Below are 26075 nucleotides of genomic sequence, written 5' to 3' on the forward strand. Positions count from 1 at the left end.
CGATGAGCCTCGACTTCACCACCCAGCAGTTCCTGCTCGCCCTGTCGGCGCTGTTCTCGATCGTGAACCCGGTCGGGGGCGCCTTCATCTTCGCGCAGGTGGCGGGCGCCTTCAGCCACGCCGAGCGCGTGCTGCTGTCGCGCCGGATCGGCGTCTACGCCGCCCTGGTGATGCTCGGCGCCCTCTGGGCGGGCACGCCGATCCTGAACTTCTTCGGCGTCACCCTGGGTGCGCTGCGCATCGCCGGCGGCCTCGTGGTCATGTCGTCGGCCTGGACCCAGCTGAACCGGCCCGAGGCCCGGGAGGCGCGCAAGCAGGCCGAGGCCTCCGGGTCGGCGGGTCGCGGCCCGGCCCCCGCGGAGCCGCCGGGCGACCCGGCCCCCGGCCCCCTCGCCGACATCGCCTTCTTCCCCCTGACGCTCCCGTTCACCACCGGGCCGGGGACGATCGCGGTCGCCATCACCCTGGGGGCCAACCGGCCGGAGGCCTACGCGGAGCGCTTCGGCTTCTACATCGGCGTCACGCTGGCGGCCCTCGCGGTCGCCGCCACGGTCGCGGTTCTCTACGCCTCCGCCGACCGGGTCGTCGCCTTCATCGGCCCGGCCCGCGCCCGGGTGATGGGCCGCCTCTTCGCCTTCCTGCTCCTGTGCGTCGGGACCCAGATCCTGGTGAACGGCCTCATCGACGTGTTCGCGTCCCTCGCCGCGGCGCGGTGACGACCGGGTCACCGCCGACAGGGCAGGGCAAGGCCCGCGGCCCAGATGACCCGCGCGGATTCCGGCCGGCCGAATCGATCGAATTGCGGACGATGTCCGGGATGTTGTGTGTTCATCCAGATATAATAGTCGTACTTCGCTCATCATTGCATATTTTATAAATATAAATCTTCATTAACGATCTAATTCTAGAGCATTCGTCGATGAGAGATCCGATTTTTCGAGGCTTGCGTCCTCACTAGGTCCGAGCATGATCATGCATGGCCCTCGGCCGCGGCGAGGAAGACTTGCGGCCGGAGCCGTCGGCGAAGCGGATCCAGCAACGGAGTGCAGATCGTGGCGACGGACGTCATCGCGGAACCCGAGCGTCGGCCGTCCACATCCGGGCCACGAGCACGAGGCGGCCGCGCCTCTGCCGACCCGTGCACGACCGGATCCCGCGCGTGATGCGACCGGCATCCCGGGCGCGCCGTCGAGCCGGCGCGCGCCGCGTCCCGCCCACGCGGGCCGTGCGGCCCGGCCCGAGCCCGTGAACCCCCGAGATCCCGCAGCCCGGTGCCGCGCGCGGAGCGCGCGTCCGGCGGCCACCCCGCGCGTATCAGCAAGGAGACACCGCATGACCGACACGACGCAGAGCAAGGTTCCGGCCTGGTACAGCCCGGACGAGATCCAGGACATCCAGCGCGATCTCCTGGGCGCCGCCGCGAAGGTTCTCGTGCTCTGCCTCGGCGGCAAGGGCGGCGTCGGCAAGACGACCATCGCCCTCCAAGTGGCCGATCTCTGCGCGGAGGTCGGTCCGGTGCTGGCAATCGACACCGACCCGGCCAACCGGCACTTCCACACGGCGCTCATGCAGGAGACCACGCCCGGCAGCGACAACTTCGTCCCGCGCCGTCCCGGTATCACCGCCATCCGGCAGCGGCTGCGCGCCGAGGACAGCACGGGCCGCGTCGACCCGACCCTGTGCCAGGACCTGATCGAGCGCGTGACCGAGGCGGCCGAGCGCCTCGTCGTGGTCGACTTCCCGGCCGGCGACACCGAGACGACCCGTCGGTGCACCGAGATCATCGTGGAGAGCTGCCGGGAGGCGAATGTCCGCCTCGCCGTGGTCGTCGCGGCCGGCGCGGTGGATCCCACAGCCCTGGAGGTCCTGCGCGAGCTCCGGCCCATGCTGATCGAGTGCGACCGGGCGATCCTGGCGAAGAACACCCTCCAGGCGACCAATTTCGACTATCTCGAATCGTCCGATCTCGTGCGATCCCTGCGGAAGCAGTCGAACTTTCGCGTCATCGAGATCGAGCGGATCGGCGAGCGGCTGATCGAGGCCCTGCGGGTGCAGAACACGACCTGGCAGGCCTTGGCGAACAGCGCGCCGATGCGCCTGCGGGTCGAGGGCCGCCGCCTGCGGCGCAACTTTCACACGGCGTGGCGGGATGCCCTCCGGCCGTGACCAACCTCGAGCGGTTCTACCGGTCGGTCCACGGCCGCGATCTCCAGCCCTGGGAGCGTCAGCTCGCCGTGCGGATCGCGGCCGCCCTCAACACCACGACGGACGACGACTTCGTCGTCCACCTGCTGCTGGTGTACATGTCCACCAACGCCATCACGAACATGTACAACGAGCTGGTGGCGGCGCGGAACGGTCTCGCCGAACACAACCGGGACCTCATCGGGTCGCTGACGGCGGACCTGCGGCGCAACAGGCTGATCACCGCCGTTCTGCTCGGCGCGGCCGCCCTCGGCGTGCTCGTGAGCGTCGGGATCCTCTCCACTGTCCTCAACCTGTCTTACGGGTCCGCGGCCAGCGCGGCGCGCCTCGCCGCGGCGCTGGAATCCTGCGAGGCGCGCGGCCCGGCCGGCGCCCAGCGCGGCCTCGGGATCGGCCGCTGAGCCGAGGGAACCCGCCGTCGGCTCACTCGAGGCGGACGGACACGCTGTCGGTGGCGCCGGTCGTGTCCAGGACCGAGATCCGCGCGAAGCCGGCGCCCCCCGGGGCCCACTCGGCCTTCCGCCGCGGCGTCTGCACGACCGGCTGACCGTCGACCAGCCAAGTGAGCGGCGGCACGCCGCCCAGGGCCTTGAGGGCGAGACCCGGGCCGCCCGCCGCGGCGCCGTGCCGGTCCGCCGCGAGGCCGAGATCGATCCGCGCCCCGTCCGGCGGATAGGCGATCCGCAGCGACGGTCCCGCCGCCTCGGCCGCCTCGCGCCGCAGGTGCCGCAGCGGCGGCGGCAGGCCCGCCGTCCCGACCACCAGCGCGTCCCGCGGCTGGGGCACCGGCTCGGTCTCGATCCCGAGGCGCGCGAAGGCGTCGAACAGGATCGGCGCCGCGACGGTGCGGCCCACCAGCCCCGGCACCGCGGCACCGTCCGGGCGCCCGGCCCAGACGACGATCGTCGCGTGGCGGTCGAAGCCGGCGGCCCAGGCGTCGCGGTACCCGTAGGAGGTGCCGGTCTTGTAGGCGATGCGGTTCGGAAGGGCGTTCTCCGGCGGCGGTGTCCCGCGCAGGATGTCGGCGATGTACCAGGCCGCCACGGGCTCGGCGACGCGGTGCCGGGATTCGGCCGCGACCCCGTCGGCGCGGCGCAGCAGGTCCGGAACCGCGCCGCCGCGGGCGAGCCCCGCGTAGAGCCGAGCGAGGTCGGTGACCGTGATGCCGAGGCCGCCCAGCGCGACCGGCAGCCCCGGGGCCGCCTCCCGCGGGAGCTGGATCCCGGCCCCGGCGGCGCGCAGCCGGGCGATGAAGCGGGCGGGACCGACCGCGTCCATCAGCTCGACCGCCGGCACGTTCAGCGAGAACTGCAGGGCCCGCCGGGCCGTGACCGTGCCCTGGAAGGTCAGGTCGAAATTCTCCGGCGCGTAGCTCGCCGAGAAGCGCGCCGGGCGATCCTCCAGCAGGGTCTCGGGATGCGCGAGACCGTCCGCGAAGGCCATGGCGTAGACGAAGGGCTTCAGCGCGGAGCCGGGCGAGCGCACCGCCAGGGTCATGTCGATGGCGCCGCGCCGGGCGGGGTCCAGGTAGCCGGCGCTGCCGACCTGGGCGAGCACCCGGCCGTCGCGGTTGTCGAGGACGAGGATCGCGGCCGAGAGGTCCGGGCCGGCGGCGGCGGCGCGCTCGGCCGCCAGGGTTTCCAGCCGCTCCTGCAGGCGCCCGTCGATCGCGAGGCGGATCGTGGCGGCACCGGGATCGGCCGCCACCGCCTCCTCGGCGGCGTGCGCCGCGAGCATCGGGAACGGCTTGCGCGCCGTCGGCACCGGCTCGGCCCGGGCGGCCTCGGCCTCCGCCGCCGTGAGGATGCCCCGCGCGACGGCCACCGCCAGGACCCGGTCGCGGGCGGCGCGGGCGCGCTCGGGGAACCTGTCCGGACGGCGGGTCTCGGGCGATTGCGGCAGGGCGACGAGCAGGGCCGCCTGCGCGGCGGTCAGCCGGACCGGCTCGCGCCCGAAATACGCGACGCTCGCCGCGCGCACGCCCTCCAGCGGGCCGCCGTAGGGGGCCAGCGCCAGGTAGAGGTCGAGCAGCCCGGCCTTGCCGAGGCGCCGCTCCAGCGCGACCGCCCGCACCATCTGGCGGAGCTTGGCCTCGAGCGACCGCTCGCGCCGCGGCTCGACGAGGCGCGCCACCTGCATCGACAGGGTGGAGGCGCCGGACACGATGCGGCCGCGCGTCAGCCACTGGCCGGCGGCGCGCAGCACCGCGGCCGGGTCGATGCCGGGATGCGCGGCGAAGCGGCGATCCTCGTAGGCGAGCAGCATCGCCCGGTAGCGCGGATCGACCGCCTCCGCGGTGACCGGCAGGCGCCAGCGCCCGTCCGTGGTCGCGAAGGGGCGCAGCAGCGTGCCGGACCGATCCAGCACCACCGTCGAGCGTGATTCGGCCGCGGCCAGGTCGAGGGGCGGCAGCGCGTCGGCGTAGCGCCAGAGCGCGGCGGTGCCGGCCCCCAGGAGGCCGAGACCGAGCGCCGTCGCCCCGAGCGCCGCGCGCAGGCCCCTCGCCCGCTTCCGGGGAGGCGCCGACGCGCGCGGATCCGACCCGTCGTGCGGCACGCATCCTCCCGGTCTCGGCTCCGACGGCGCAGGATCCCGTGTTCCCGCGCGCCCGGCAAGCCCCCGGCGGAGCCGGCCTCTAGGCCGTGCCGACGCCTCGCAGGTCCTCGAAGGCGGGTCGATCCGGCCGATTCATCCGGATCGGGAACGGCACGACGTTGGAGGGCATCGCGGCTGCCGGTGTCTCAGGGGGCTGCGCCGCCTTGCGCGCCTTGCCGGGCTTCGCCCAGCGCTCGATCCGCTTGAAGTAGGTCCGCCTCGCCAGCCAAGCCGGAACTCGCCTGCCCTTCCGCATGATCTGTCCCTCGCCGTTGCGTACCGAGTCCCCCTCAGACCCGCGCCCCGAACGCGTCAAGCGGTTCGAATCACGGCTGTATTCACGATACGAGCGGATCCCGGGGAGCACCGCATCCCCCGTTTGGGTGACGCGGGAGGCCCGGCCGCGACCGTCAGGCCGCCGCGTTCTCCTTCGCCCGCTCCAGCGCGAGCTTCGTGACGGCCACTTGGTCGACCTTGCCGGTGCCGAGCATCGGGATCGCGTCCAGCACCACCACCTCGGCGGGGATCGCGACGTCGGAGGCGCCGCGGCCCTTGGCGAAGCTCTGGTAGGCGGCCCGGGTCGCGCCCTTCTCCTGCGTGAACAGGATCAGCCGCTCGCCCTTGCGGGCGTCCGGCACCGCCGCGACGGCGCTCGGGCGGTCGGGCCAGAGTTCGGCGGCCAGGGACTCGATCCCGGCGAGCGACACCATCTCGCCGGCGATCTTCGCGAAGCGCTTGGCCCGACCCTTGATGGTGACGAAGCCCATCGGGTCTATCGCCACGATGTCGCCGGTGTCGTGCCAGCCGCCCGGCGGCGGCTCCAGCACGCCGGGCTTCTCGGCGCGCAGGTAGCCCAGCATGATGTTCGGCCCGCGCAGGGACAGGCGGCCGCCCTCGTCGATTCCCGGCACCGGCTCGAGGCGGGTCTCGATGCCGGGCAGGATCCGCCCGACTGTGCCGAACCGGTTGAACATCGGCGTGTTGAGGGCGACGACTGGCCCGCACTCGGTGACGCCGTAGCCCTCCAGGATGCGCAGCCCGAACTTCTCCGCCCAGGTCTTCCGGGTGGTCTCCTTCACGGCCTCGGCGCCGGCCACGACGTAGCGCAGGGAGCGCAGGTCGTAGGAATGGGCCGACCGGGCGTAGCCCGTGAGGAACGTGTCGGTCCCGAACAGGACGGTGCTGTTCGAGCCGTAGATCAGCTCCGGCACGATCCGGTAGTGCAGCGGCGACGGGTAGAGGTAGACCGGCACCCCCGAGACCAGGGGCAGGACCAGCCCGGCCGTGAGCCCGAAGGCGTGGAACACCGGCAGGACGTTGAACACCTTGTCCATCGGGCCGAAATCGATCCGGGCCGCCACCTGCGCCACGTTGGCGAGCATGCAGCGGTTGGCGAGCACCACGCCCTTCGGCGTGCCCTCGCTGCCCGAGGTGAACAGCACCGCCCCCGGATCCTCACCGGCGCGCGCCACCAGGGGGCGGCGCGGCGCTAGGAGGCCGCGGATCTTGTCCCCCGTCGTGATGCCGGCCCGCACGTCCTCCAGGTAGATCAACTCGACCGAGCCGCGGATCGCCTCGACGAGCGGGCCCAGCCGTCCCTTCTCGATGAAGGCCCGGGAGGTCAGGATCTTGCTGACCTCCGCCGCCCGGCAGGCCGAGAGCACGTTGGCGGGCCCGGCTGAGAAATTGATCATCGCCGGCACCCGGCCCGCGGAGGCGAGGGCAAACAGCGTCACCGCGGCGCCGTTGGCGTTCGGCAGCATGACGCCGATCCGGCCGCCCACGGGCGCCAGCGGCATCAGCTTGCGGCCGAGGATATTGGCGCCCATCACGAGCCGGCTGTAGCTGAGGCGGCCGCCGACCGGATCCTCCAGGGCGTTGCGGCCCCAGCCGTGGCGCTCGCCCGCCTCGATCAGCGCCGCCATCAGGCCGCGGTCGATGTCGGCGGTGCGGAACACGAGGTCCGACATGATCCCGTAGAGGGCGGCGCCCGCCGCCTGCCGCCGCGCCTTGCCCTTGAGCGCGGGGTCCACGGTCAGCCGCACCGGCGGCATCACCGTCACGGTCACCTTGGGCCACCAGCGGCGGCGCACCTGCCCGCGCGACAGCCGCGAGAAGACGGTGCGTTCCAGGCCGTCGAGCTTCACCGGGACGACCATCGCGCCCGACTTGTCGCCGATCAGCCCGGCGCCGTCGTAGACCTTCATCAGGCTGCCGGTGACCGTGAGCCGGCCCTCGGGGAAGATGATCAGGGTCTCGCCGCTCTTGACCGCGTTGATCAGCGTCCGGGTGGCGAGCGGCCGGGTCGGGTCGAGCGGCATCGCCTTGGTGATGCGCAGGAACGGGCGCACCCACCAGCGCTGCGCGATCCCGCTGTCGATGGCGAAGACCGGCTCCTGCTCGAGGAGCGACAGCGCGAGCGGCGCGTCGAGGAACGAGACGTGGTTGAGGGCGATGATGGCGTTCGGGCCGGCCGCCGCGAGGTTGTCGAAGCCGCGAACCTCCAGCCGGTAGAAGGCCCGGAACAGGATCGACAGGAAGTCGCGGAACGGGCTCGTCGGCAAAGTCGCGAACACGAGCGCGCCGACGATCAGGTTCAGCACCGCCACCACCGCCAGGAGGCTCGCGATCGTGAGGCCAGCGCCCTGCAGCGCCGCGAGCGCCAGGGTGCCGGCGACCATGAAGGCCGCCGTCATGACGTTGACCGCGCCGATGATCCGGGCACGCATCGCCTTCTCGGCCCAGGCCTGCACGGCCGCGAAGGACGGGACGATGTAGAGGCCGCCGGAGATCGCCAGCCCGAGGAAGTCGATCCCGGTGCGCAGGCCGTGGCCGGTCTGCAGGAAGCCGAGGGGGCCGATCGGCTCGGCGGGCGGGGCCGGCAGGTGGCCGATCGTCCACGCGAGGTCGAGGCCGAACAGGCCCATCAGCACCGCGCCGACCGGCGTCGGCAGCAGCACGATCCGTCCGCTGGCGAGCCACGAGGCGAGGCCGGAGCCGACCGCGATGCCGATCGAGAACAGCGCCAGCAGCAGCGTGATCACCGTCTCGGTGCCGTTGAAGGCGCCGCGCACCAGCACCGGCAGCAGCGACAGCACCACCACGCCGACCAGCCAGAACCAGCTCACCGTGAGCGAGCCGCGCCACAGCCGCGTGTCGGCCCAGAGGTCGCGCAGCAGCGCGTAGGTCGAGCGGGCGACGTTCGGGTCGACGCGCAGGTCCGGGGCGCCCTCGCCGGTCGCCGGGATCATCCGGGCCGAGAGCCAGCACAGGACGGCGAAGCCCATCACCAGGACGCCGAACACGAGTCCCGAGCCGCCCATCGCCGAGGCCGCGCCGGCCGCGATCGTGCCGAGCAGGATCGCCAGGAAGGTCGCCGCCTCCACGAGGGCGTTGCCGGCGGGCAGCTCCTCGCGCCGGAGATGGTCCGGCAGGATCCCGTACTTGATCGGGCCGAACAGCGCCGCGATCGTCCCGAACAGGCCGAGCGCCACGAACAGAACCGGGATCGAGTGCAGGAGGAAGCCGAGCACGGCGGTGCCGGCCGCGAAGATCTCGGCGAACTTGAGCCGCCGCGCCATCAGCGCCTTGTCGTAGCGGTCGGCCCACTGGCCGCCGAGACCCGACAGGATGAAGAACGGCCCGATGAACACGGCGCTCGCGAGTGTCACGAGGACGCCGGCATGGGCGTCCGCCTGGCCGCCGATCCCGAACAGGATCAGGAAGGCGAGCGCGTTCTTCAGGAAATTGTCGTTGAACGCCGAGAAGAACTGGCACCAGAACAGCGGCGCGAAGCGCCGCGCAGACATCAGGGTACGGAACATGGCGATCTCTCGGTTCCGAACCTGACTGGCCCACGAGAGACCGTCAGGTCAAATCGGACCGAGGCGAACGCACAGGGATCGCGGGGGCCGCGCGGCCGGGCCGTGTGGACCGGCACGGCTCAACGCCGCCCGGCCGTCGATCCGCTCCCGCGCGTCAAGCCTTGTGGACGAGCCGGCCGCGCCGCGCGACGGCGGCCCCGGCATGCCGGGCGATGAACGCGTGGAGGGAGGCGCCGAGATCGTAGGACCAGTACACGTGGGCCGCGAGCGTCGTGAACACGAGGAGCGCGGCCCCGACCGCGCAGGCCGGCACGAGCAGCAGGCCGGTCAGGACCATCCCGACGGCGGTCCGCTCGGCCAGGGACGCCTGCGGCCAGGGATCGATCGGGAGCGAGAAGAGGGAGAAGCGTCGTCCAGTGCGCATGGCTGCGACCCTCGATGGTTCGGCATGACGCGGTACAGGCAGTCAACAGCGGCCGCGGTCGGACGTTGCGTCCCGGTCCGCGAAATCGGCGTCGCGATCGGTATCCCCGTGACGTTCCGGCCCAATCGGGCGGCGCAACCGAGCGCGCCGCACCGTGTTGCCGGTTCGGTCTGTCGCGGATGAGGTCGGTATGGCACGGGTTGCGGTCGTTACGGGGGGCACGGCCGGAATCGGGCTCGCCACCGCGCATGAATTCGCCGCGCGCGGCTGGTCGGTCGCGGTGATCGCGCGGGATCCCGGCCGTCTCTCCGCGGCCGAGCGGGCGCTCGCCGCCTACGGCCAGCCGGTGCTGGCGATCGGCGCGGACGTCGCCGACCCGGAGGCCGTGGACGCGGCCGCCGAGCGGGTCGAGCGCGAGCTCGGCCCGATCCGCGCGTGGGTGAACAATGCCATGTCGACGGTGGTGAACCCGGCCGACCGAATCACCCCGGACGAGTACCGGCGGGTGACCGAGACCACCTATCTCAGCCAGGTCTACGGGACGCTCGCCGCCCTGCGCCGCATGAAGCGGCGCGACCGCGGCGCGATCATCCAGGTCTCGTCGGGCCTCGCGATACGGGCGGCGCCCCTGCAGGCGCCCTACTGCGCGGCCAAGTTCGCGGTCTCGGGCTTCACCGACGCCCTGCGCTGCGAGCTGCTGCACGACCGGGTCAATGTCAGCCTCAGCGTGATCTACCTGCCGGCGGTCAACACGCCGCAGTTCAACTGGGCGCGCAACCGCACCGGCCACCGCCAGTACGCGCCGGACCCGGTCTTCGACCCGCGGCTCTGCGCCGACGCGATCCTGTACGCGGTCGAGCACCCGCGCCGGGAGGTCTGGGTCGGCCGGTCCTCGGTGATGATGGCGGCCGCCCAGGCGCTGGCGCCGGCGCTCGCCGACCGCAAGGCCGCCTCCATGTGGTCGGCCCAGCTCTCCGAAGAGACCATCCCCGAGATGGCGGGCAATCTCGAGGCCCCCGTGCCCGGCCCGGCCGGGATCGACGGGCGCTTCTCCGGTCGGACCAAGGCGAGCCGCGCCGAGTTCGTCACGAGCCGCACCCGCGACGTCGTGGTCGGCGGCCTCCTCGGCTTGGCCCTCGTCGGCCTCGCCGGCACCGTCCACGCCGCCCGGTCGGCGCGCCGCCTGCCCGGGCGGACCTGACGGCTGCCGAGCCCGATCCCGTCGACAGGCCTGCCACCGTCATTGCGAGCGGAGCGAAGCAATCCACGGTGACGCCCTGCCCGGAGAACGCCCTCTGCCCTGGGTCGCTTCGCTGCGCTCGCGATGACGGGGACGGCGAGTTCAACTAGGGCCGTATCGCACGCACCGCCCCCGAGGAAGGTCCCAGACGATGCCCGGCTATCTGCCCTTCGCGGGCGCCCTGAAGCTGCCCGCCTACACCTGCGACAATTGCGGGTTCTGGCAGCGGCACTTCGAGACGCCGGCCGCCTGCCCGATGTGCCTCGACGCCCGCCACGTCGTGCCGCAGGACGGCTGGCGCTTCCGCACCGCCCGCGAGGCGCAGGACGCCTTTCCCTGCCACTGGCAGGAGCTCGAGCCGGGCGTCTGGCGCTTCTGGAACGAGCCGGTCTCCGGCATCGGGCCGTCCGCCTACCTAATCCAGACCGAGCACGGGAACATGGGCTTCGAGGGCTGCCCGGTCTTCAGCGAGGCCGCCCTCGACCAGATCGAGCGGCTCGGCGGGATGGCTGTGCTCTCGGCCTCGCACCCGCATTCCTACGGGGCGCTGACGCAGCTCCAGGACCGGTTCGACCCGGAACTCTGCCTGCCGGCGGCCGACTTCACGTGGAGCGCGGCGCTGCAGGTGAGCTGGCCCTACGACGATTTCCTCGAGCCGTTGCCGGGGCTGGAGCTGCACCGCACCGCCGGCCATTTCGATGGCCACGCGATCCTGTACGACCGCGGGCGGAAGATCTGCTTCTGCGGCGACGCCCTGAAGTTCGAGCTCGACCCGGCGGATTTCCGACGCGCCACCACGATCTCGGCCCACAAGGCCTTCGTGCGCGGGGTGCCGCTCACGCCGAGCGAGCTGCGCCGCTACCGCGACGTGTTCGAGCGCCTCGACTTCACCCAGACCTGGACGCCGTTCGAGCCCGCCCGCAATTGCGGGCGGGCCGAGGTTCTGGCCCTGCTCGACCAGCTGATGAGCGGCCGATCGCACGCCGCGCCGGTGCCGCTCGACAGCCTGCGGGCTCAGGGCCGGTAGAGCGGGTCGTTCTCCAGGCGGATCGGCTGGCCGTGGGGCGTGGCCTCCGCGGCCCGCAGGAAGGCCTCGGTCCGCGCCGCGACGCTCTCGGGCCCCGCCACGCCCCGCTCGGCCAGGAGCGCTTCCAGCGTCGCGAGCCACGCGCCGTAATCGGCCGCCTGCTCGGGGGCCTCGGTGGGGCGGATCTGGCGGCCGAGGCGGTCCGCCCATTCCGACCACGTGAACAGCCCGGATTCGCGCAGGGAGACCACCAGGGCGAAGACCTGCGCCTCCCAGGGCGCCGCGAAGGGGCTGGGCGACGGCGCGGTCACGAGGGGTCCAGGTACGGTTCGAAGGCCGCCACCGTGACGACTCCGCCCGGGTCGCCGCTCTCGCCCCACAGCTCCTGCGCGGTGAAGGCGACCGTGTAGAGCCAGGTCGGGTTCTCACCCGACCCGTAGGCGTTGGTGTCGGGGAAGACGTAGACCCCGTCGACGCGCACGATCCGGCCGCGCTTGCCGCGCACGTAGCGGGGCAGCCGCGTGTGGCCGGTCGGGTGGCTGTTGCGCGCCAGGACGGCGTCGCCGACCGCGAAGCGCGCCGGGGCATCGGCGGCGCGGCTGCTCGGGAAGCCGGCCCGGAAGCGCTGCTCCAGGCCCTCGCGGGCCAGGACCCGCGCGACGGGCTTGGCCTTCTCCGCGGATCGCCCGCTCGCCAGTTCGGCCGGCGTCACCAGCCCGGTGCCGACGACCTGCTTCTCCAGCGCCCTGAGCCAGATCTCGTAGTAGCTCGACGCGAGATATTCCGCCGGCGGCAGGGATTCGCGGTTGGCCCGGCTGCCGTCGAGGTTCCAGGCGCCCGTGTAGCCCATGGCCATGGCCAGCGCGAAGACGCGGCGCTCCCACGCGGCGTGGAAGACTGGCTCGTCCGGCTCCGGCACCACCGGCCCGAAGCCGTGCGCCCCGCCGAGATCCTGGGCTCCGTTCATACCGGCATCTCCGCGGGCGCGACCGGGATCGCCCTGGGCAGGCCCGTACCGATCATGGAATCGCGGGTGACGAGGGCGGCCAGGGCCTCCTCGGAGAAGCCCTCGGTCTCGGCCGGGCGCATCGGCAGGACCATGTAGCGGGTCTCGGCCGTCGAGTCCCAGACGGTGATGCGGGTGGTTTCCGGCAGCGTCACCCCGAACTCGGCGAGCACGCCGCGCGGGTCGATCACCGCCCGCGCCCGGTAGGGCGGCGCCTTGTACCAGACCGGGGGCAGGCCGAGCACCGGCCACGGGTAGCAGGAGCACAGGGTGCAGACGACGAGGTTGTGGATCTCCGGCGTATTCTCGACCACCACCATGTGCTCGCCGCCGCGGCCGCCGATATCCAACTCGGCGATGGCCGGCGTGGCGTCGGCCAGGAGCCGCGCCCGGAAGGCGGGATCTGTCCAGGCCCGGGCCACGACCCGGGCCCCCGCGTGGGGGCCGACCTTGGTCTCGTAGAGCTCGACCAGGGCATCGAGGGCCGCCGGGTCGACGTAGCCCTTCTCGGTGAGCAGCGATTCCAGGGCGCGCACCCGGGCCTCGACCGGCGACAGGTCGCTGCCGTGGTGATGATCGTGGTGGTGATCGTCGTGGCCATGCGCGTGCTGCGCGTGATCGTGGGTCATCCCGCTCTCCTGACGCTGCGCACTTTGCATCGACCGGCCCGCCGCTGCCAGCCCGGGGGGCCGGATCCGGCCGCCGTTGTCACCCCGGTCACCATGCTTAAATTCCCTGTCACAATTGGGAGCGTTTGGCATCGGTTCAGGATTCCACCGCTACCGACGTTAGAGCTATTCCAGTATACCAGCGTTGGAGGCGGAACCGTTCATGACTGAGGACGCTGCGGACCGGCCAGACGGAGGCGCGGGCACCCGGGACGGGGCCGGCTACGCCGCTTCCATCGGCCAGCACCTCGCCCTGCCGATCCGGGAGTATTTCAAGGTCGTGGAGCTGGAGCCCCTGCCGGCGCAGCTCGCGGCCCTGGTGTCCCGCTTCGACGCGGCGGTCACGGCGCACGGCGAGACGGTCCCCTTCGACTTCCGCGGCGACATCATCAAGGCCCTGCCGGCCCTGCGCACCTTCGCCCTGTCGCTCGTGGGCGACGTGAGCCGCGCCGACGACCTGGTGCAGGAGACCTTCGTGAAGGCCTGGGCCAACCAGCAGCGGTTCCGGCCCGGCACCAACTTCACCGCGTGGCTGTTCACGATCCTGCGCAACCAGTTCTACACCGACCTGCGCAAGACGCGGCGGGAGGTGGAGGACGTGGACGGGACGCATGCCGGGCAGATGACCAGCCCGTCCGACCAGGAGGATGCCAGCACCCTCAAGGTCGTTTGGGAGCGTCTCGGAGACCTGCCCTCCGCGCAGCGCCAGGCGCTGCTGCTGGTGGGTGCCGAGGGCCACACTTACGAGGAGGCCGCGGTCATGCTCGGCTGCCAGGTCGGCACCGTGAAGAGCCGGGTCAGCCGTGCCCGGTCGTCGCTCCTCGACACGCTCGGCGTCGTCGTAGCCGGGCAGGTTCCGGCCGCGTGATCGATCCGTCCCCGAACGGCGCAGCCTGACACGGCCGCGCTCCAGCACCGCCGCACGCAGGATGTGGATCCGCCGCCGGGCCCGCGCCGATCCTGTGCGCGTCGTCACGAGAACCGGACGCCGCGGCCCTTATGGTCGATGTCAGTCATCGATTCGGGGGCGCACATGCAGCACGTGTCCGCAGACAACGACAGGGTGGCGCAGTGGTGCGCGGCGCATCCCGTCCTTCTCGCCTTCGGCCTGTGCGCGTTCGGCCTCGCCGTCGTCGCCGCGGTCTGGGGATTCGGGATCCTCACGCCGGCCACGGCCACGGTCATCGCCTTCATCTATGTGGCCTGCCTGGGCGGCTTCCTCATGGAGTACCTCGGGATCAATGAACTCATCAGAGGCTTGAGATTCCTCTGGTTCATTCTGACGGGCGTCTGGTGGCTGTTGACCTTCTGGCGGGCGTGACGGGGCCGTGGATCCCGTCTCCGCGTCTCCGGATCGCCCGCGGTCTCCCGCAGGATGGGGGCGTCGGCAGGTCCGCTGCCGAACGCCGGAGGCGCCGAGACTCCGCGGGTCTCACACCGGCGGCCGGCGCAGGTGCCAGTCGGTCGCGCGCTGGTAGGCCTGTCCGATCCGCAGCGCCGTCGTCTCCTCGTAGCCGCGGCAGACGATCTGCAGCGAGAGCGGCAGCCCGGACGCGGTGAAGCCGTTCGGCAGCGCCAGGGCACAGAGATCGAGCAGGTTGCCGAAACGGGTGAAGCGCGACGGGAGGTGCGCCTCGTCGACGGCGTCGAGCGCGACGGCCGCGCTCTCCGTGGTCGGCGTCAGGAGGGCGTCGATGCCCGCGAGGGCGGCGTCGTACTGCTGCTTCATTGTGGCCCGGCGGTGGAGCGTGCCGAGATACTCCTGGGCCGAGACGTTCGCGCCGGCCAGGATCCGGGCCCGGACGGCGTCGCCGAGCTGGGCGGACGGATCCTCCGCCAAATCCCCGTTGACGAAGTAGGCCTCCGCGTTGGTGATCTGGCTCATGGCCACGCAGTCGCTGAGCCGGAACGGCAGGACGACGTCGACGATCTCGGCGCCCTGCCGGGCCAGGAGGTCGAGGGCCGCGTCGTAGGCGGCCAGCATGTCGGGGGCGACCCCGTCCCGCTCCGAGGCCGGCATCCGGCCGAGGCGCAGGCCGCGGACCCCGCGGTTCAGCGCCGGCCAGGGCGCGTCCGGTGCGACCCCGCGGGTCGTCGGATCGCGGGGATCGGGGCCGGAGATCGCCTCGTAGAGCAGCGCCGTGTCCTCCACGGTGCGGGCCAGCGGTCCGGGCGTGTCGAGGGTCATCGAGAGGGGCACGATCCCCCAGGTCGAGACGCGCCCGACCGTCACCTTGAGGCCCGTCAGCCCGCAGAAGGAGGCCGGCAGGCGCACCGAGCCGCCGGTATCGGTGCCGATGCCCCAGGGCGCCATCCGGGCCGCCACCGACACGCCGGTGCCGCTGCTCGACCCGCCGGGGGTGCGCGGCGTCTCGGCGTCCCAGGGATTCCACGGCGTGCCGAGATGCTGGTTCGTGCCCCAGCCGCCGTAGGCGAACTCCACCGTGTGGGTCTTGCCGAGCACGATCATGCCCTGGCCGATGAGGCGCCGGGCGATCGTCGCGGTGCGCGCGGCCCGGCGCGCCCGGTGAGCGGCCGAGCCGCCCATGGTGATCCGGCCCTCCAGGTCGATCAGGTCCTTGAGCACGACCGGGACGCCGTGGAGCGGCCCCACGGCGTGGCCGGACCGGATCGCCCGGTCGGCCCCCTCGGCGGCGAGGCGGGCATCGGCGGCGAAGACCTCCGTGAAGGCCTGGAGCTTCGGCTCCAGCCGGTCGATCCGGCCGAGGAGGGCGTCGACGGCGTCGACCGGCGAGAGGGTCCGCGCCTGGATCGCGCGGCCGAGCTCGGCCGCGGAGGCGTGTACGGGATCGATGTCGGGCATAGGGTCACTGCACGCTGACGAGGGTGAGGTCGACGAACCAGGATTGCGGCGAGACGAAACCCTGGACCTTCTTGGACATCCCGCGGGGATTGAGGTCGTGGACGACGAACAGCCAGGGCGGATTGTCCACGAGGCGCTCGTGGGCGACCTTGGTCTGGGCGTCGATCACCTTGGCGTCGGTGGTCTCGGCGAGCGCCTTGAGGGCCGCGTCGAACGCGTCGTCCTTCCAGTTGGGGAAGTTAAAGCCGGCCGGCGGGAACCGGTCCCCCGCGAAATAGCGCGCCATCACGGCGGCGTCCGAGGAGGGCGAGGAGACGTTGAGCGCCATCGCGCCCTGGAGGCTCTGCGCATCCGGCAGCGCCCGGCTGGAATTCAGCAGCACCTGCCACTCGACCACGTTGAAGCTCAGATCGACGTTGCAGGCCTGCTTCAGATTTTCCTGCAGGTACTCGTTCATCGGCATGGGCAGCATCTGGCCCGAGCCTGAGGAGGAGATCATCACCTTAAGCTTCAAGGGCTTGGCATCGGTGAAGCCCGCATCGGCGAGCAGCGCCTTTCCCTTGGCGGCATCGAACGTGTAGCGATTCTTCGGGGACCCGAAATTCGGGTCCTTGTCGTTGAGCCAGCCCGAGGCCGGCTCGGCCGTGCCGTTCAGCAATTCGACGATGCCGGCGCGGTCGACGCAGTAGTTCAGCGCCTGCCGGACGCGGACGTCCTTCAGCGGGCTGTCCTTCGCACCGATATTGTAGATGTACGGCCAGACATGCGGGTACGAGCCCGTGGTGATGGTGAAGCCCGCCTGCTTCATCGACGGGATCGCGTCGGGCGCCGGCACCTCGATCCAGTCGACCTGGCCGGCCCGCAGGGCGGCGACGCGGGCATTCGCCTCCGGGATCGGCAGCAGCCGGACCTTGTCGACCTTGGCCATCCGGTTCGGGTCCCAGTAGCCGTCGAACTTGGCGAGATCGACCGCCTCCCGCGGGGCGACGCGGGTGATCCTGAACGGGCCGGTGCCGGCCGCCGGCAGGGCCGCGACCTTGCTCCAGTCGCGCCCGGCCTTCTCGAAGGAGGCGGGCGAGGTGAAGAGCAGGTAGACCACCATGTAGGGGAAGTACGAGGCGACCTGGGTGGTGGTGATCTGCACGGTCGACTCGTCGATCTTCCTGTAGCTCCCGACCAGCGGCGCCCGCGCCCGGGAGATGCCCGCGCCCTGCGGCTCGAATTGCGGGCTGTCGTTCTTGAAGTAGCGGTCGAGGTTCCAGATCACCGCGTCGGCGTTGAACGGCGTCCCGTCGTGGAACTTCACGCCCTGGCGCAGGTGGAAGGTCCAGACCGCCTTGTCGTTCGGGTCCTGCTCCCAGCGCTCGGCCAGCGCCGGGACGATGCCGGCGAGCTTGGTGGTGCTCTTGAGGTCCCACTGCACCAGCCCCTCGAAGATCGGGTAGCCGAGGAAGCGCATCCCCTCGAAACCGTTGTTGGGCATGCCCGTCGTGGTGGGGATGTCGCTCGCCGTCATGGCGATGCGCAGGACGCTCTCGGCGCTGGCCGATCCCGTCAGGGCCACGGTACCCGCCAGGGCGGCGGCAATCAGGCGGCGAAATGTCATCCGGATCCCAATCGTCGAAGTTGCGGCGCGCCGGGCGCAATTCCCGCGCCACGCTCAGGCTTAGGCCCTGCGTCCGGCGAACAGAAGATGCCGGACGTCGCCCCTTGCGCGTGGCGCCCGCTGCGCCACGATAATAAAAAATGCGAGTCGCCAGCCCGGACGGCCGGCCCCCGAAGGAGACGCCCGTGACCGACGAGACGCCGCGCGCCATGAACGGGGCCGAGAGCTTGGTCCGGACCCTCGTGGAGGGCGGGGTCGAGGTCTGCTTCACCAATCCCGGCACCTCCGAGATGCACTTCGTCGCCGCCCTCGACCGGGTCGAGGGCATGCGCTGCGTCCTGTTCCTGTTCGAGGGCGGGGCGACCGGCGCCGCCGACGGGTACGCCCGCATGGCCGACAAGCCGGCCTCGACCCTGCTCCATCTCGGGCCCGGCCTCGCCAACGGGCTGGCCAACCTCCACAACGCCAAGAAGGCGCGCACCCCCGTCGTCAACATCGTCGGTGAGCACGCCACCTACCACCGCGAGTACAACGCGCCGCTCACCTCGGACATTGAGGGGCTGGCCCACCCGATGTCCTCCTGGGTGCGGACGGGCATGAGCGCGACCGAGATCGGCTCCGACGGCGCCGCCGCCATCGCGGCCGCCCGGACCGCCCCGGGACAGGTCGCGACCCTGATCCTGCCGGCCAACACCGCCTGGGATCCCGGCGCCGGCCCCGCGCCGGTGCCGCCGATCCCCGAGCGGGCGCGGGCCGGCGACGACGCAATCGCGGCGGCCGTGAAGGCCCTCCAGAGCGGCGAGCCGGTGCTCCTGCATCTCGGCGACCGGGCCGTGCGGGGCGAGGGCCGGGTCATCGCCGATCGGATCGCCCGCAAGACCGGCGCCCGGCTGATGGCGATGACCTCCAACGCCCGGATCGATCGCGGCGCCGGCACCGTGTTGATCGAGCGCCTCCCCTACCCGATCGACCAGGGCATCGACGCCCTGAAGGGCTTCCGCCACATCATCCTGATCGGCGCGACCCCGCCGGTGGGCTTCTTCGCCTACCCGGGCAAGCCGAGCCTCCTGGCGCCGGAGGGCAGCACCACGATCACGCTGGCCACACCCGAGGAGGACCAGATCGACGCCCTCGAGCGGCTCGCCGAGGCCGTCGCGGCCCCGCCGGCCGAGCCGGTCGCCGTCGGGCCGCGCCCGAAGCTCCCGACCTCCGGTCCCCTCGACCAGGACACGATCGGACAGGTGCTCGGCGCGCTGATCCCGGAAGGTGCGGTGATCTGCGACGAGTCGATCACCACGGGCCGCAACTTCTTCGCCCTGACCCAGGACGCCGCGCCCCACACCTGGCTGCAGCTCAGCGGCGGCTCGATCGGCCTCGGCATCCCGATGGCGACCGGCGCCGCGGTGGCCTGCCCCGACCGCAAGGTCATCAACCTGCAGGCCGACGGCAGCGGGCTCTACACGGTGCAGGCGCTCTGGACCCAGGCCCGCGAGCACCTCGACGTGGTGACGCTCGTCTGGTCGAACCGCTCCTACGCGATCCTGCGGGCGGAACTCACCAATGTCGGCGCGCTCAATCCCGGTCCGAAGGCGCTGGGCATGCTCAGCCTCGACGATCCGGCCATCGACTGGGTGAGCCTCGCCCGCGGCTTCGGCGTCGCGGGGCGGCGGGTCGAGACCCTGCCGGACTTCATCGAGGCGTTCCAGCACGCGCTCGCCAGCAAGGGGCCGCACCTCATCGAAGTGGCTCTGTGAGCGGGACGGCCTACGCCCTCCCCGGCCTCGACGGGCCGGCGGAGATCCGCGTCGACCGCTGGGGGCTGGCGCATATCCGCGCCGGCACCGCGCTCGACGCGTTCCGCGCGCAGGGGTTCAACGCCGCCCGGGACCGGCTCTGGCAGCTCGACCTCTGGCGCAAGCGCGGCCTCGGCCTGCTGGCGGCGGATTTCGGACCCGGCTACCTCGCCCAGGACCGGGCCGCCCGGCTGTTCCTTTACCGCGGCGACATGGCGGCCGAGTGGGCGGCCTACGGGCCGCAGGACACGCGGGCGATCGTCACCGCCTTCGTAGCGGGGATCAACGCCTACGTCGCCCTCACCGAGGCGCGGCCCAACCTGCGCCCGCCGGAGTTCGCCGTGACGGACACGCGCCCGGCGCTGTGGCAGCCGGAGGACGTGGTGCGCATCCGCAGCCACGCGCTGATCCGCAATGTCCTCTCCGAGGTCGCCCGCGCGCGGGTGCTCGCCCGGGCTCGGAGCCCGGCGGACGGGCTGGCCGTCGACGACCTGCGCAAGCGGATCAGCCCGCCCCACCAGCCGGTCATCCCGGACGGGCTCGACGCCGCCGACTGGCCCGACGACCTCCTCGACGCCTTCCGGCTGGCCACGGCGACGGTGGGGTTCAGCCCGGAGCGGATGGCGGCGTCCCGCGCGGAGGCCTGGGACTGGTCGAAGGTCGACGCGCACGGGACCGTCACCCGCGGCCCCCGCGGCGCGCCGAAGGAGCCGGCCGAGGGTTCGAACAACTGGGTGGTCGGGCCAACCCGCACCGCCACCGGCCGGCCGATCCTGGCGAGCGACCCGCACCGGGTCTACCTGCAGCCCTCGCTGCGCTACGCCGTTCACCTGACCGCGCCGGGGCTCGACGTGATCGGGGCCGGCGAGCCGGCCCTGCCCGGCATCTCCATCGGCCATAACGGCCGCGCCGCCTTCAGCCTCACGATCGCGCCGATCGATCAGGAGGACCTGTTCGTCTGCGAGACCGACCCGGCCGATCCCGACCGCTACCGCTCCGGCGACGGCTGGGCCCCGATCGCGCGCGTCGCCGAGCGGATCCCGGTACGCGGCGGCCCGGACGAGACCGTGATCCTCGGCTTCACCCGGCACGGGCCGGTCCTCCGCGAGGAGAGGGGCCGCGCCTTCGCGCTGCGGACCGTCTGGTCGGAGCCCGGCGCTGCCGCCTATCTCGGCAGCCTCGCCTATCTCGGCGCCACGACGCCCGAGGGCTTCGGCGAGGCCCTGCGCCACTGGTCGGCGCCCTCGGTGAACCAGCTCTACGCCGACGCGTCGGGGCGGATCGCGTGGTTCATGGCCGGCAAGGCGCCGGTGCGGCCCGGCCACGACGGGTTGCTGCCGGCGCCGGGCGACGGCCGCTACGACTGGGCCGGCTTCCACGATCCCGCCGCCCTGCCCCGGAGCGTCGATCCGGAAGCGGGCTGGCTCGCCACCGCCAACGAGATGAACCTGCCGCCGGACTATCCCGCGGAGGACCGGAGGGTCGGGTTCGAGTGGGCCGAGCCCTGGCGCGCCCGCCGCATCCGGGCGGTCCTCGGCGGGCAGGACCGGCACAGCCTCGCGGATTCGCGGGCGCTCCAGGGCGACGTGGTCTCCGAGCCGGCCCGGCGGCTGGCCGACCTGATGCGCGCCCTGCCGGCGGCGGACGATCCCGACGCCGCCGCGGCCCAGGCCCTGCTGGCCGCGTTCGACGGCGCGCTGCACCACGGCTCCGCGGCGGCCGCCCTCATCGAGGTGGTCTGGGTGCGGCACCTCCGCCCGGCCCTGGTCGCGGCGCTCGTGCCCGATGCCGGGACGCGCCGCCTCCTCCCGCCCGGCGACACGCAGAGCCTGATCGAGCGGCTGGAGACCGGTCTCGACCCGGCGACCCGCGCGTCCCTGCTCACCGACGCCCTCGGCGCCGGCCTTCGCACCTGCCGGGAGCGGATGGGCACCGATGCCGCGGGCTGGTCCTGGGGCCGCCTGCACCACGCGCTGTTCGCGCACCCGCTGACGGCCCTGGCGCCCGGATCCGGCTGGGACGTTGGCCCGCTGCCCGTGGGCGGCGCCGCGGCATCGGTCATGCACGCGGAGTACCGGACCGACACGTTCCGGCTCACCCACGGCGCCTCGTTCCGCATGGTCGTGGACGTGGGCGACTGGGACTGCTCGGTCTTCATCAACGTGCCGGGCCAGTCGGGGGACCCGGGCAGTCCGCACTACGCCGACCTGGCCCCGGTCTGGGGGCGCCAGGACTACGTGCCGATGCTCTACGGCCGCGCGGCCGTGGACGCGGCGACCGAGACGGTCATCACGCTCACCCCGAGCCCCGCCTGACCCGGCGGCCGGGACGGATTGGGACAGGACCTTGAAGATCTTCATCGCCGGCCTCGCCACCGAGACCAACACCTTCGCGCCGCTGCCCACCGGACGGTCGGCGTTCCACGCCGACTACGCCCGCCGGGACGGCAGCCGGAACCCGCCGAGCCTCAGCAATATCGGCCTCAAGGCCTGGCGCGCGCTGGCCGAGGCGGACGGGCACACCGTCGTCGAGAGCCTCTCGACCTTCGCGCAGCCCGGCGGGATCACCCTGCGGGCCGTCTACGAGGAGCTGCGCGACGCCCTGCTGGAGGACCTGGAGGCCGCGATGCCGGTCGACGCCGTGCTGCTGTTCATGCACGGCGCCATGGTGGCCGAGGGCTACGACGACTGCGAGGGCGACACCCTGGAGCGGGTCCGCGCCATCGTGGGGCCGGAGGCCACGATCGGCGTCGAGCTCGACCTCCACTGCCACCTCACCGAGACGATGCGGGCCAGCGCAGACGTCATCGTGATCTACAAGGAATACCCCCACACCGACATCGTCGACCGCGCCCGCGACCTGTACCCCCTGGTCGTCCGGACCGTGGCGAAGGACATCCGGCCGGTAATGGCCTACGCCGACTGCCGGATCGTCAACATGTGGCGCACCAGCCGCGAGCCGGTCGCGGGCTTCGTTCGCCGGATGGAGGCGCTGGAGGGGCGCGACGGCATCCTGTCGGTCTCCTTCGGGCACGGCTTTCCCTGGGGCGACGTGGCCGACGTCGGCGCCAAGATGCTGGTCGTGGCCGACGGCGATGCTGGCAAGGCGCAGGCGCTGGCCGACGAGCTGGCCGGCGCCGTCTGGGCGATGCGCGAGGAGGCGGCGAGCCACTGCGACACGATCGACGCGGCCATCGACCGGGCGCTCGCCTCCGGCGACCCGCGCCCGATGGTGCTCGCCGACTTCGCCGACAATGCCGGCGCGGGCGCACCCTCCGACAACACCGCGATCCTCGCCCGCCTCGCCGAGCGAGGCATCGCGGACGTGGCGCTCGGCCTGATCTGGGATCCCGGCGCGGTCGGCATCTGCCACGAGGCCGGCCTCGGGGCGACCTTCACCCTCCGGATCGGCGGCAAGTGCGGCGTGACCTCCGGGAACCCGGTGGACCTGCGCGTCACGGTCCGCGGCCTGTCGGACGACCACAGCCAGACCGGCCTCAGCGGCGGCCGGGCCCAACTCGGCCCCGCGGCCTGGGTGGAGGCGGACGGGATCCACGTGGTGCTGACCCACAAGCGCCAGCAGGCCTTCGCGCCCGACGCGTTCACGGGCCTCGGCCTGGGCCTCGACGACAAGCGGATCGTCGTGGTGAAGTCGATGCAGCACTTCTACGCCGCCTTCGCGCCGATCGCGAGCGAGGTCCGCTACGTCGCGGCGCCCGGCGCCGTGCCGCCGGATTACGGCGCGATCCCTTACACCAAGCGGTCCGGCCTCTACTGGCCGCGCGTCGCCGATCCGTTCGCCGAGGAGAACGCCCGATGATCCCGGACCTGTCCTTCGACGCGCGCGAGATCCTCGCGACCCTGCAGCCCTGGGTGCTGTGCGAGAGCCCCACCCACGACGCGGCGGCGGTCAATCGCATGATGGGCGTCGCCGCCCGCGACCTCGCGCTTCTCGGGGCGACCGTCGAGACGATCCCGGGCCGCATGGGCCTGAGCGACTGCGTCCGCGCCCGGTTCCCGCACCGGGACCGCGACGCGCCCGGCATCCTGGTGCTCGGCCACCTCGACACGGTGCATCCGGTCGGCACCCTCGGGAGCCTGCCGTGGCGGATCGAGGGCGACCGCGCCTACGGTCCCGGCATCCTCGACATGAAGGGCGGCAACGTCATCGCGCTCGCGGCGATCCGCGCCCTGGCGGCGGCCGGGATCGAGACGCCGCTGCCGGTGACCGTCCTGTTCACCGGCGACGAGGAGATCGGCAGCCCCTCCACCCGCGACCTGATCGAGGCGGAGGCCGCCCGCCACGCCGTCGTGCTGGTGCCCGAACCCGGCCAGCCCGAGAACGGGGTCGTCACCGGCCGCTACGCCATCGCCCGCTTCGACCTCGAGGCCCTGGGCCGCCCGAGCCACGCCGGCGCCTCGCCCCACGAGGGGCGCTCGGCGATCCGCGCGATGGCGCGGAAGATCCTCGCCATCGACGCGCTGTCGGATGCCGACTGCACCGTCTCGACCGGGATCGTCTCGGGCGGGCAGTGGGTGAACTGCGTCCCGACCGTCTGCCGCGGGCAGGCGCTCAGCATGGCCAAGCGCCAGGCCGACCTCGACCGCGGCGTCGCGCGGATGCTGGCCCTGTCGGGCGAGGAGGACGGCGTCCGCTTCAGCGTAACCCGCGGCGTGACCCGGCCGGTCTGGGAGCCGGATGCCGGCTGCATGGCGCTCTACGAGCAGGCGCGCGCGCTGAGCGAGGCGCTCGGCCAGCCCCTGCCCCATCGCAGCGCCGGCGGCGGCTCGGACGGCAACTTCACCGGCGCCAACGGCATCCCGACCCTCGACGGGCTCGGACCGCTGGGCCAGGGCTACCACACCCTGGAGGAGCACGTGCTGATCGCGACCCTGCCGCAGCGGGCCCGGCTCTTCGCAGCCCTGCTCGCCAACCTCGGCGCCGCCGGCCGGCCCTGAGGCCGGCCGCGCCGCGATCAGGCGCGACCCCGGCCGAGGGCCGCGACCGCCAGTGCGCCCAGCAGGCCGCCGGCCGTGCCGCCGCCGAAGAAGCCCGCCAGGGCGAGGAGCGGTCCCGACGACGCGGTCAGGAGACAGAGCAGGGTGCTTCCGAGGCACCCGCCGGTGGCGATCATCGACATGCCGCGCCTTATGCAACCAATGGTTGTAGAAGCGGGGCGGCGACGGTTCGGTTCCGGCGGACGCAGTTGCGCCTCAGGCCGGGTCGACCGGCATATCCGGCACGCCGCCGGCCTCGATCGCCGCGCCGGCCGCGAGGCAGAGGTCTTCCCTGTAGCGGGCGGCGACCAGCTGCACGCCGACGGGGGTCCGCCCGACGAGGCCGGTCGTCACCGTGAGCGCCGGGACGCCGATCGGCGCCAGCCCGACCTGCAGCAGGTTCGCCTCGAAGGCCCGGGCGATCCCGGCATCGCCGGTGCGGTCGAGGCCGTCCGGGAAGGGCAACTCCCCCGAGACCGGGACCAGCAGCACGGGGTTCTCGGCCAGGAACAGCGCCCAGTCCCGCGCCAGCGTCGCGCGCCGGGTCAGAGCCCGGGCGATGGCGTCGGGCGCCATCGCCTCGGCCCGCGGCCGGAAGCTCTCCAGGAGGCCGATCGCCGCCGGATCCCCTTCCTGCTCGGCCGCGGCCCGGACCGCCGCGTAGCCGTCGCCGAGCCAGAGCTGGAGCTGCAGCTCGCACGCCTCCCGGATCGGCGGGGTGTCGGCGATCTCCGTGACCGCCCACCCGGCCTCGCTCAGGCGCCGCGCGGCCTCGCGCAGGGCGGCCTCGACCTCCGGTGCGGTGGCGAGCCCCCCGGGCCGCACGCAGAGCGCGACCTCGCGCGCGACGGGCGGTCCTTCGAGCGGTGCCGGCACCCACCACGGGTCGCGCGGGTCGGGCGCCGCCATGACCTCGAGGCCGAGGCGCACGTCGGCGATGCTGCGGGCGAGCGGGCCCGAGACCGCCATCAGCTGGGGGCCGATGCCGCGCTCGGGCGAGGACGCGTTCCAGGCCGGGATCCGGCCCAGGCTCGGCCGCAGCCCGTGCACCCCGCAGGCATAGGCCGGGTAGCGCACCGAGCCGGCGATGTCGGTGCCGTGCGCGATTGCCCCGATCCCGGCCGCCACCGCGGCGCCGGCGCCGCCGGACGAGCCGCCGGGCGTCAGCGCCGGGTCGCGGGGATTCTTGGTATCGCCGTGGAGCTGGTTGGTGGTGAACCAGCGCAGCGAGAAGGCCGGCGTGTTGGTCCGCCCGAGGAGCACGGCGCCGGCCCGGCGCAGGTTGGCGACGACGGGATTGTCGTCCGTCGCCACGAGATCGCGCTGGAGGCGCAGCCCGTTCGTCGTCGCGAAGCCGCGCTGGTCGGCGTTGACCTTGACGGTGACCGGCACGCCCGCCAGCGGACCGGGGGCCTCGCCGCGCGCCCGGGCGGCGTCCACCGCGTCCGCCTGCGCCAGCACGTCCTCGGGCCGGTGCTCGACCACGGCGTTGATCCGCCCGTTGACCGCGTCGAGCCGGTCGAGGGCATCCCGCGCCACCTCCCGGGCCGAGACCTGGCCGGAGCGGATCAGGGCCGCGAGGTCGGTCGCCGTCAGACGCCAGAGCTGCATGGGGTGTCCTTTCGCGCCCGGATGGGCGGGATCCATCCTACGATTCGCACCGCCCGGGCGGCTCCCGGCCGGCCCGCGCAGCATATTCAAAATGCAAGACGGCGGCCGCTTTTTTGCGCACCCGCGGATCGCGAGGCCGGCCAAGGCTTTGCCGCATTGCAGCAGAAGGACCTAAGCATTTCGACGTATACGACCCTTGCCACCTTTGGAACGACTGATAACCTCGCCCTCGTTCGCGCGTTCGACCGGCCAATC

General features: G+C 72.8%; 22 protein-coding genes. 11 read left to right on the forward strand and 11 right to left on the reverse strand.

The window, feature by feature from the left end; genetic code table 11:
- The first annotated feature begins 2 nt into the window (after nt 1-2).
- The 3 genes from BLW78_RS18415 to BLW78_RS18425 all read left to right on the forward strand — a co-directional run bounded on the left by BLW78_RS18415 (nt 3) and on the right by BLW78_RS18425 (nt 2606).
- Entirely contained in the window at nt 3-716 is a 714-nt protein-coding gene (locus BLW78_RS18415; protein ID WP_091681254.1) for a MarC family protein, read from the forward strand.
- Between the two features lie 616 nt (nt 717-1332).
- Complete coding sequence (locus BLW78_RS18420) at nt 1333-2166, forward strand: nucleotide-binding protein (protein WP_091681256.1); 834 nt, start codon at nt 1333-1335, stop codon at nt 2164-2166.
- Nucleotides 2163-2606: a hypothetical protein gene (locus BLW78_RS18425; protein WP_091681258.1), complete on the forward strand. Its 444-nt coding sequence runs from the start codon at nt 2163-2165 to the stop codon at nt 2604-2606. The genes BLW78_RS18420 and BLW78_RS18425 overlap by 4 nt, the downstream gene beginning before the upstream one ends.
- 22 nt (nt 2607-2628) lie before the next feature.
- Here BLW78_RS18425 and pbpC read toward each other — a convergent pair whose 3' ends face one another.
- The 4 genes from pbpC to BLW78_RS18445 all read right to left on the reverse strand — a co-directional run bounded on the left by pbpC (nt 2629) and on the right by BLW78_RS18445 (nt 9048).
- Nucleotides 2629-4701, reverse strand: a complete 2073-nt coding sequence (gene pbpC / locus BLW78_RS18430; RefSeq protein WP_244526981.1) for a penicillin-binding protein 1C — start codon at nt 4699-4701, stop codon at nt 2629-2631.
- A 139-nt stretch (nt 4702-4840) separates the two neighbouring features.
- Nucleotides 4841-5056: a hypothetical protein gene (locus BLW78_RS18435; protein ID WP_020093718.1), complete on the reverse strand. Its 216-nt coding sequence runs from the start codon at nt 5054-5056 to the stop codon at nt 4841-4843.
- 154 nt (nt 5057-5210) lie between these two features.
- Nucleotides 5211-8624, reverse strand: a complete 3414-nt coding sequence (locus tag BLW78_RS18440; RefSeq protein WP_091681261.1) for an acyl-[ACP]--phospholipid O-acyltransferase — start codon at nt 8622-8624, stop codon at nt 5211-5213.
- A gap of 154 nt (nt 8625-8778) precedes the next feature.
- Nucleotides 8779-9048 carry a hypothetical protein gene (locus tag BLW78_RS18445; RefSeq protein ID WP_020093716.1) on the reverse strand — a complete coding sequence of 90 codons (270 nt, stop codon included), beginning with the start codon at nt 9046-9048 and terminating at the stop codon, nt 8779-8781.
- Between the two features lie 190 nt (nt 9049-9238).
- Between BLW78_RS18445 and BLW78_RS18450 the strand changes: the two genes are divergently transcribed.
- Both BLW78_RS18450 and BLW78_RS18455 read left to right on the forward strand, forming a co-directional pair.
- A complete protein-coding gene (locus BLW78_RS18450; RefSeq protein ID WP_091681262.1) occupies nt 9239-10249 on the forward strand; it encodes an SDR family oxidoreductase in 1011 nt (336 codons plus the stop codon).
- 190 nt (nt 10250-10439) lie between these two features.
- Entirely contained in the window at nt 10440-11315 is an 876-nt protein-coding gene (locus tag BLW78_RS18455) for an MBL fold metallo-hydrolase (RefSeq protein WP_091681264.1), read from the forward strand.
- Here the strand turns inward: BLW78_RS18455 and BLW78_RS18460 are convergent.
- The 3 genes from BLW78_RS18460 to nthA are packed head-to-tail and all read right to left on the reverse strand — an operon-like array spanning nt 11303 to nt 12950.
- Nucleotides 11303-11626: a nitrile hydratase accessory protein gene (locus BLW78_RS18460; protein WP_056525624.1), complete on the reverse strand. Its 324-nt coding sequence runs from the start codon at nt 11624-11626 to the stop codon at nt 11303-11305. The two genes, BLW78_RS18455 and BLW78_RS18460, sit on opposite strands and share 13 nt — an antisense overlap.
- Nucleotides 11623-12282: a nitrile hydratase subunit beta gene (gene nthB / locus BLW78_RS18465; protein ID WP_091681265.1), complete on the reverse strand. Its 660-nt coding sequence runs from the start codon at nt 12280-12282 to the stop codon at nt 11623-11625. The genes BLW78_RS18460 and nthB overlap by 4 nt, the downstream gene beginning before the upstream one ends.
- Nucleotides 12279-12950: a nitrile hydratase subunit alpha gene (nthA, locus tag BLW78_RS18470; protein ID WP_091681267.1), complete on the reverse strand. Its 672-nt coding sequence runs from the start codon at nt 12948-12950 to the stop codon at nt 12279-12281. Before nthA ends, nthB begins: the two co-directional genes overlap by 4 nt.
- A gap of 202 nt (nt 12951-13152) precedes the next feature.
- Here nthA and BLW78_RS18475 point away from each other — a divergent pair, with 202 nt between their 5' ends.
- Complete coding sequence (locus tag BLW78_RS18475; RefSeq protein ID WP_091681268.1) at nt 13153-13857, forward strand: sigma-70 family RNA polymerase sigma factor; 705 nt, start codon at nt 13153-13155, stop codon at nt 13855-13857.
- 165 nt (nt 13858-14022) lie between these two features.
- Nucleotides 14023-14310: a hypothetical protein gene (locus BLW78_RS18480; RefSeq protein ID WP_244526978.1), complete on the forward strand. Its 288-nt coding sequence runs from the start codon at nt 14023-14025 to the stop codon at nt 14308-14310.
- Nucleotides 14311-14421: 111 nt separating this feature from the next.
- Here BLW78_RS18480 and BLW78_RS18485 read toward each other — a convergent pair whose 3' ends face one another.
- Nucleotides 14422-15813, reverse strand: a complete 1392-nt coding sequence (locus BLW78_RS18485) for an amidase (RefSeq protein WP_091681272.1) — start codon at nt 15811-15813, stop codon at nt 14422-14424.
- Nucleotides 15814-15817: 4 nt separating this feature from the next.
- On the reverse strand, nt 15818-17419 hold the full coding sequence (locus BLW78_RS18490) for an ABC transporter substrate-binding protein (protein WP_091681273.1): 1602 nt from the start codon (nt 17417-17419) through the stop codon (nt 15818-15820).
- A gap of 209 nt (nt 17420-17628) precedes the next feature.
- Between BLW78_RS18490 and BLW78_RS18495 the strand changes: the two genes are divergently transcribed.
- From BLW78_RS18495 to BLW78_RS18510, 4 genes are read left to right on the forward strand one after another with little or no spacing between them, the layout of a single operon-like run.
- Complete coding sequence (locus tag BLW78_RS18495) at nt 17629-19173, forward strand: acetolactate synthase large subunit (protein WP_170855186.1); 1545 nt, start codon at nt 17629-17631, stop codon at nt 19171-19173.
- Complete coding sequence (locus tag BLW78_RS18500) at nt 19170-21527, forward strand: penicillin acylase family protein (RefSeq protein ID WP_091681277.1); 2358 nt, start codon at nt 19170-19172, stop codon at nt 21525-21527. Before BLW78_RS18495 ends, BLW78_RS18500 begins: the two co-directional genes overlap by 4 nt.
- Before the next feature lie 31 nt (nt 21528-21558).
- Complete coding sequence (locus BLW78_RS18505) at nt 21559-23031, forward strand: M81 family metallopeptidase (protein ID WP_091681278.1); 1473 nt, start codon at nt 21559-21561, stop codon at nt 23029-23031.
- Nucleotides 23028-24170, forward strand: coding sequence for a M20/M25/M40 family metallo-hydrolase (locus BLW78_RS18510; protein ID WP_091681280.1), 1143 nt, complete (start codon nt 23028-23030; stop codon nt 24168-24170). The genes BLW78_RS18505 and BLW78_RS18510 overlap by 4 nt, the downstream gene beginning before the upstream one ends.
- Before the next feature lie 17 nt (nt 24171-24187).
- Here the strand turns inward: BLW78_RS18510 and BLW78_RS31410 are convergent, their stop codons facing one another.
- Both BLW78_RS31410 and BLW78_RS18515 read right to left on the reverse strand, forming a co-directional pair.
- Nucleotides 24188-24352 (reverse strand): hypothetical protein, encoded by a 165-nt coding sequence (locus BLW78_RS31410; protein ID WP_165923085.1) that lies wholly within the window; start codon nt 24350-24352, stop codon nt 24188-24190.
- 73 nt (nt 24353-24425) lie between these two features.
- Nucleotides 24426-25820 carry an amidase family protein gene (locus BLW78_RS18515; RefSeq protein ID WP_091681282.1) on the reverse strand — a complete coding sequence of 465 codons (1395 nt, stop codon included), beginning with the start codon at nt 25818-25820 and terminating at the stop codon, nt 24426-24428.
- Nucleotides 25821-26075 lie beyond the last annotated feature (255 nt).

The organism is Methylobacterium sp. 275MFSha3.1 (assembly GCF_900108435.1).
GTDB lineage: Bacteria > Pseudomonadota > Alphaproteobacteria > Rhizobiales > Beijerinckiaceae > Methylobacterium.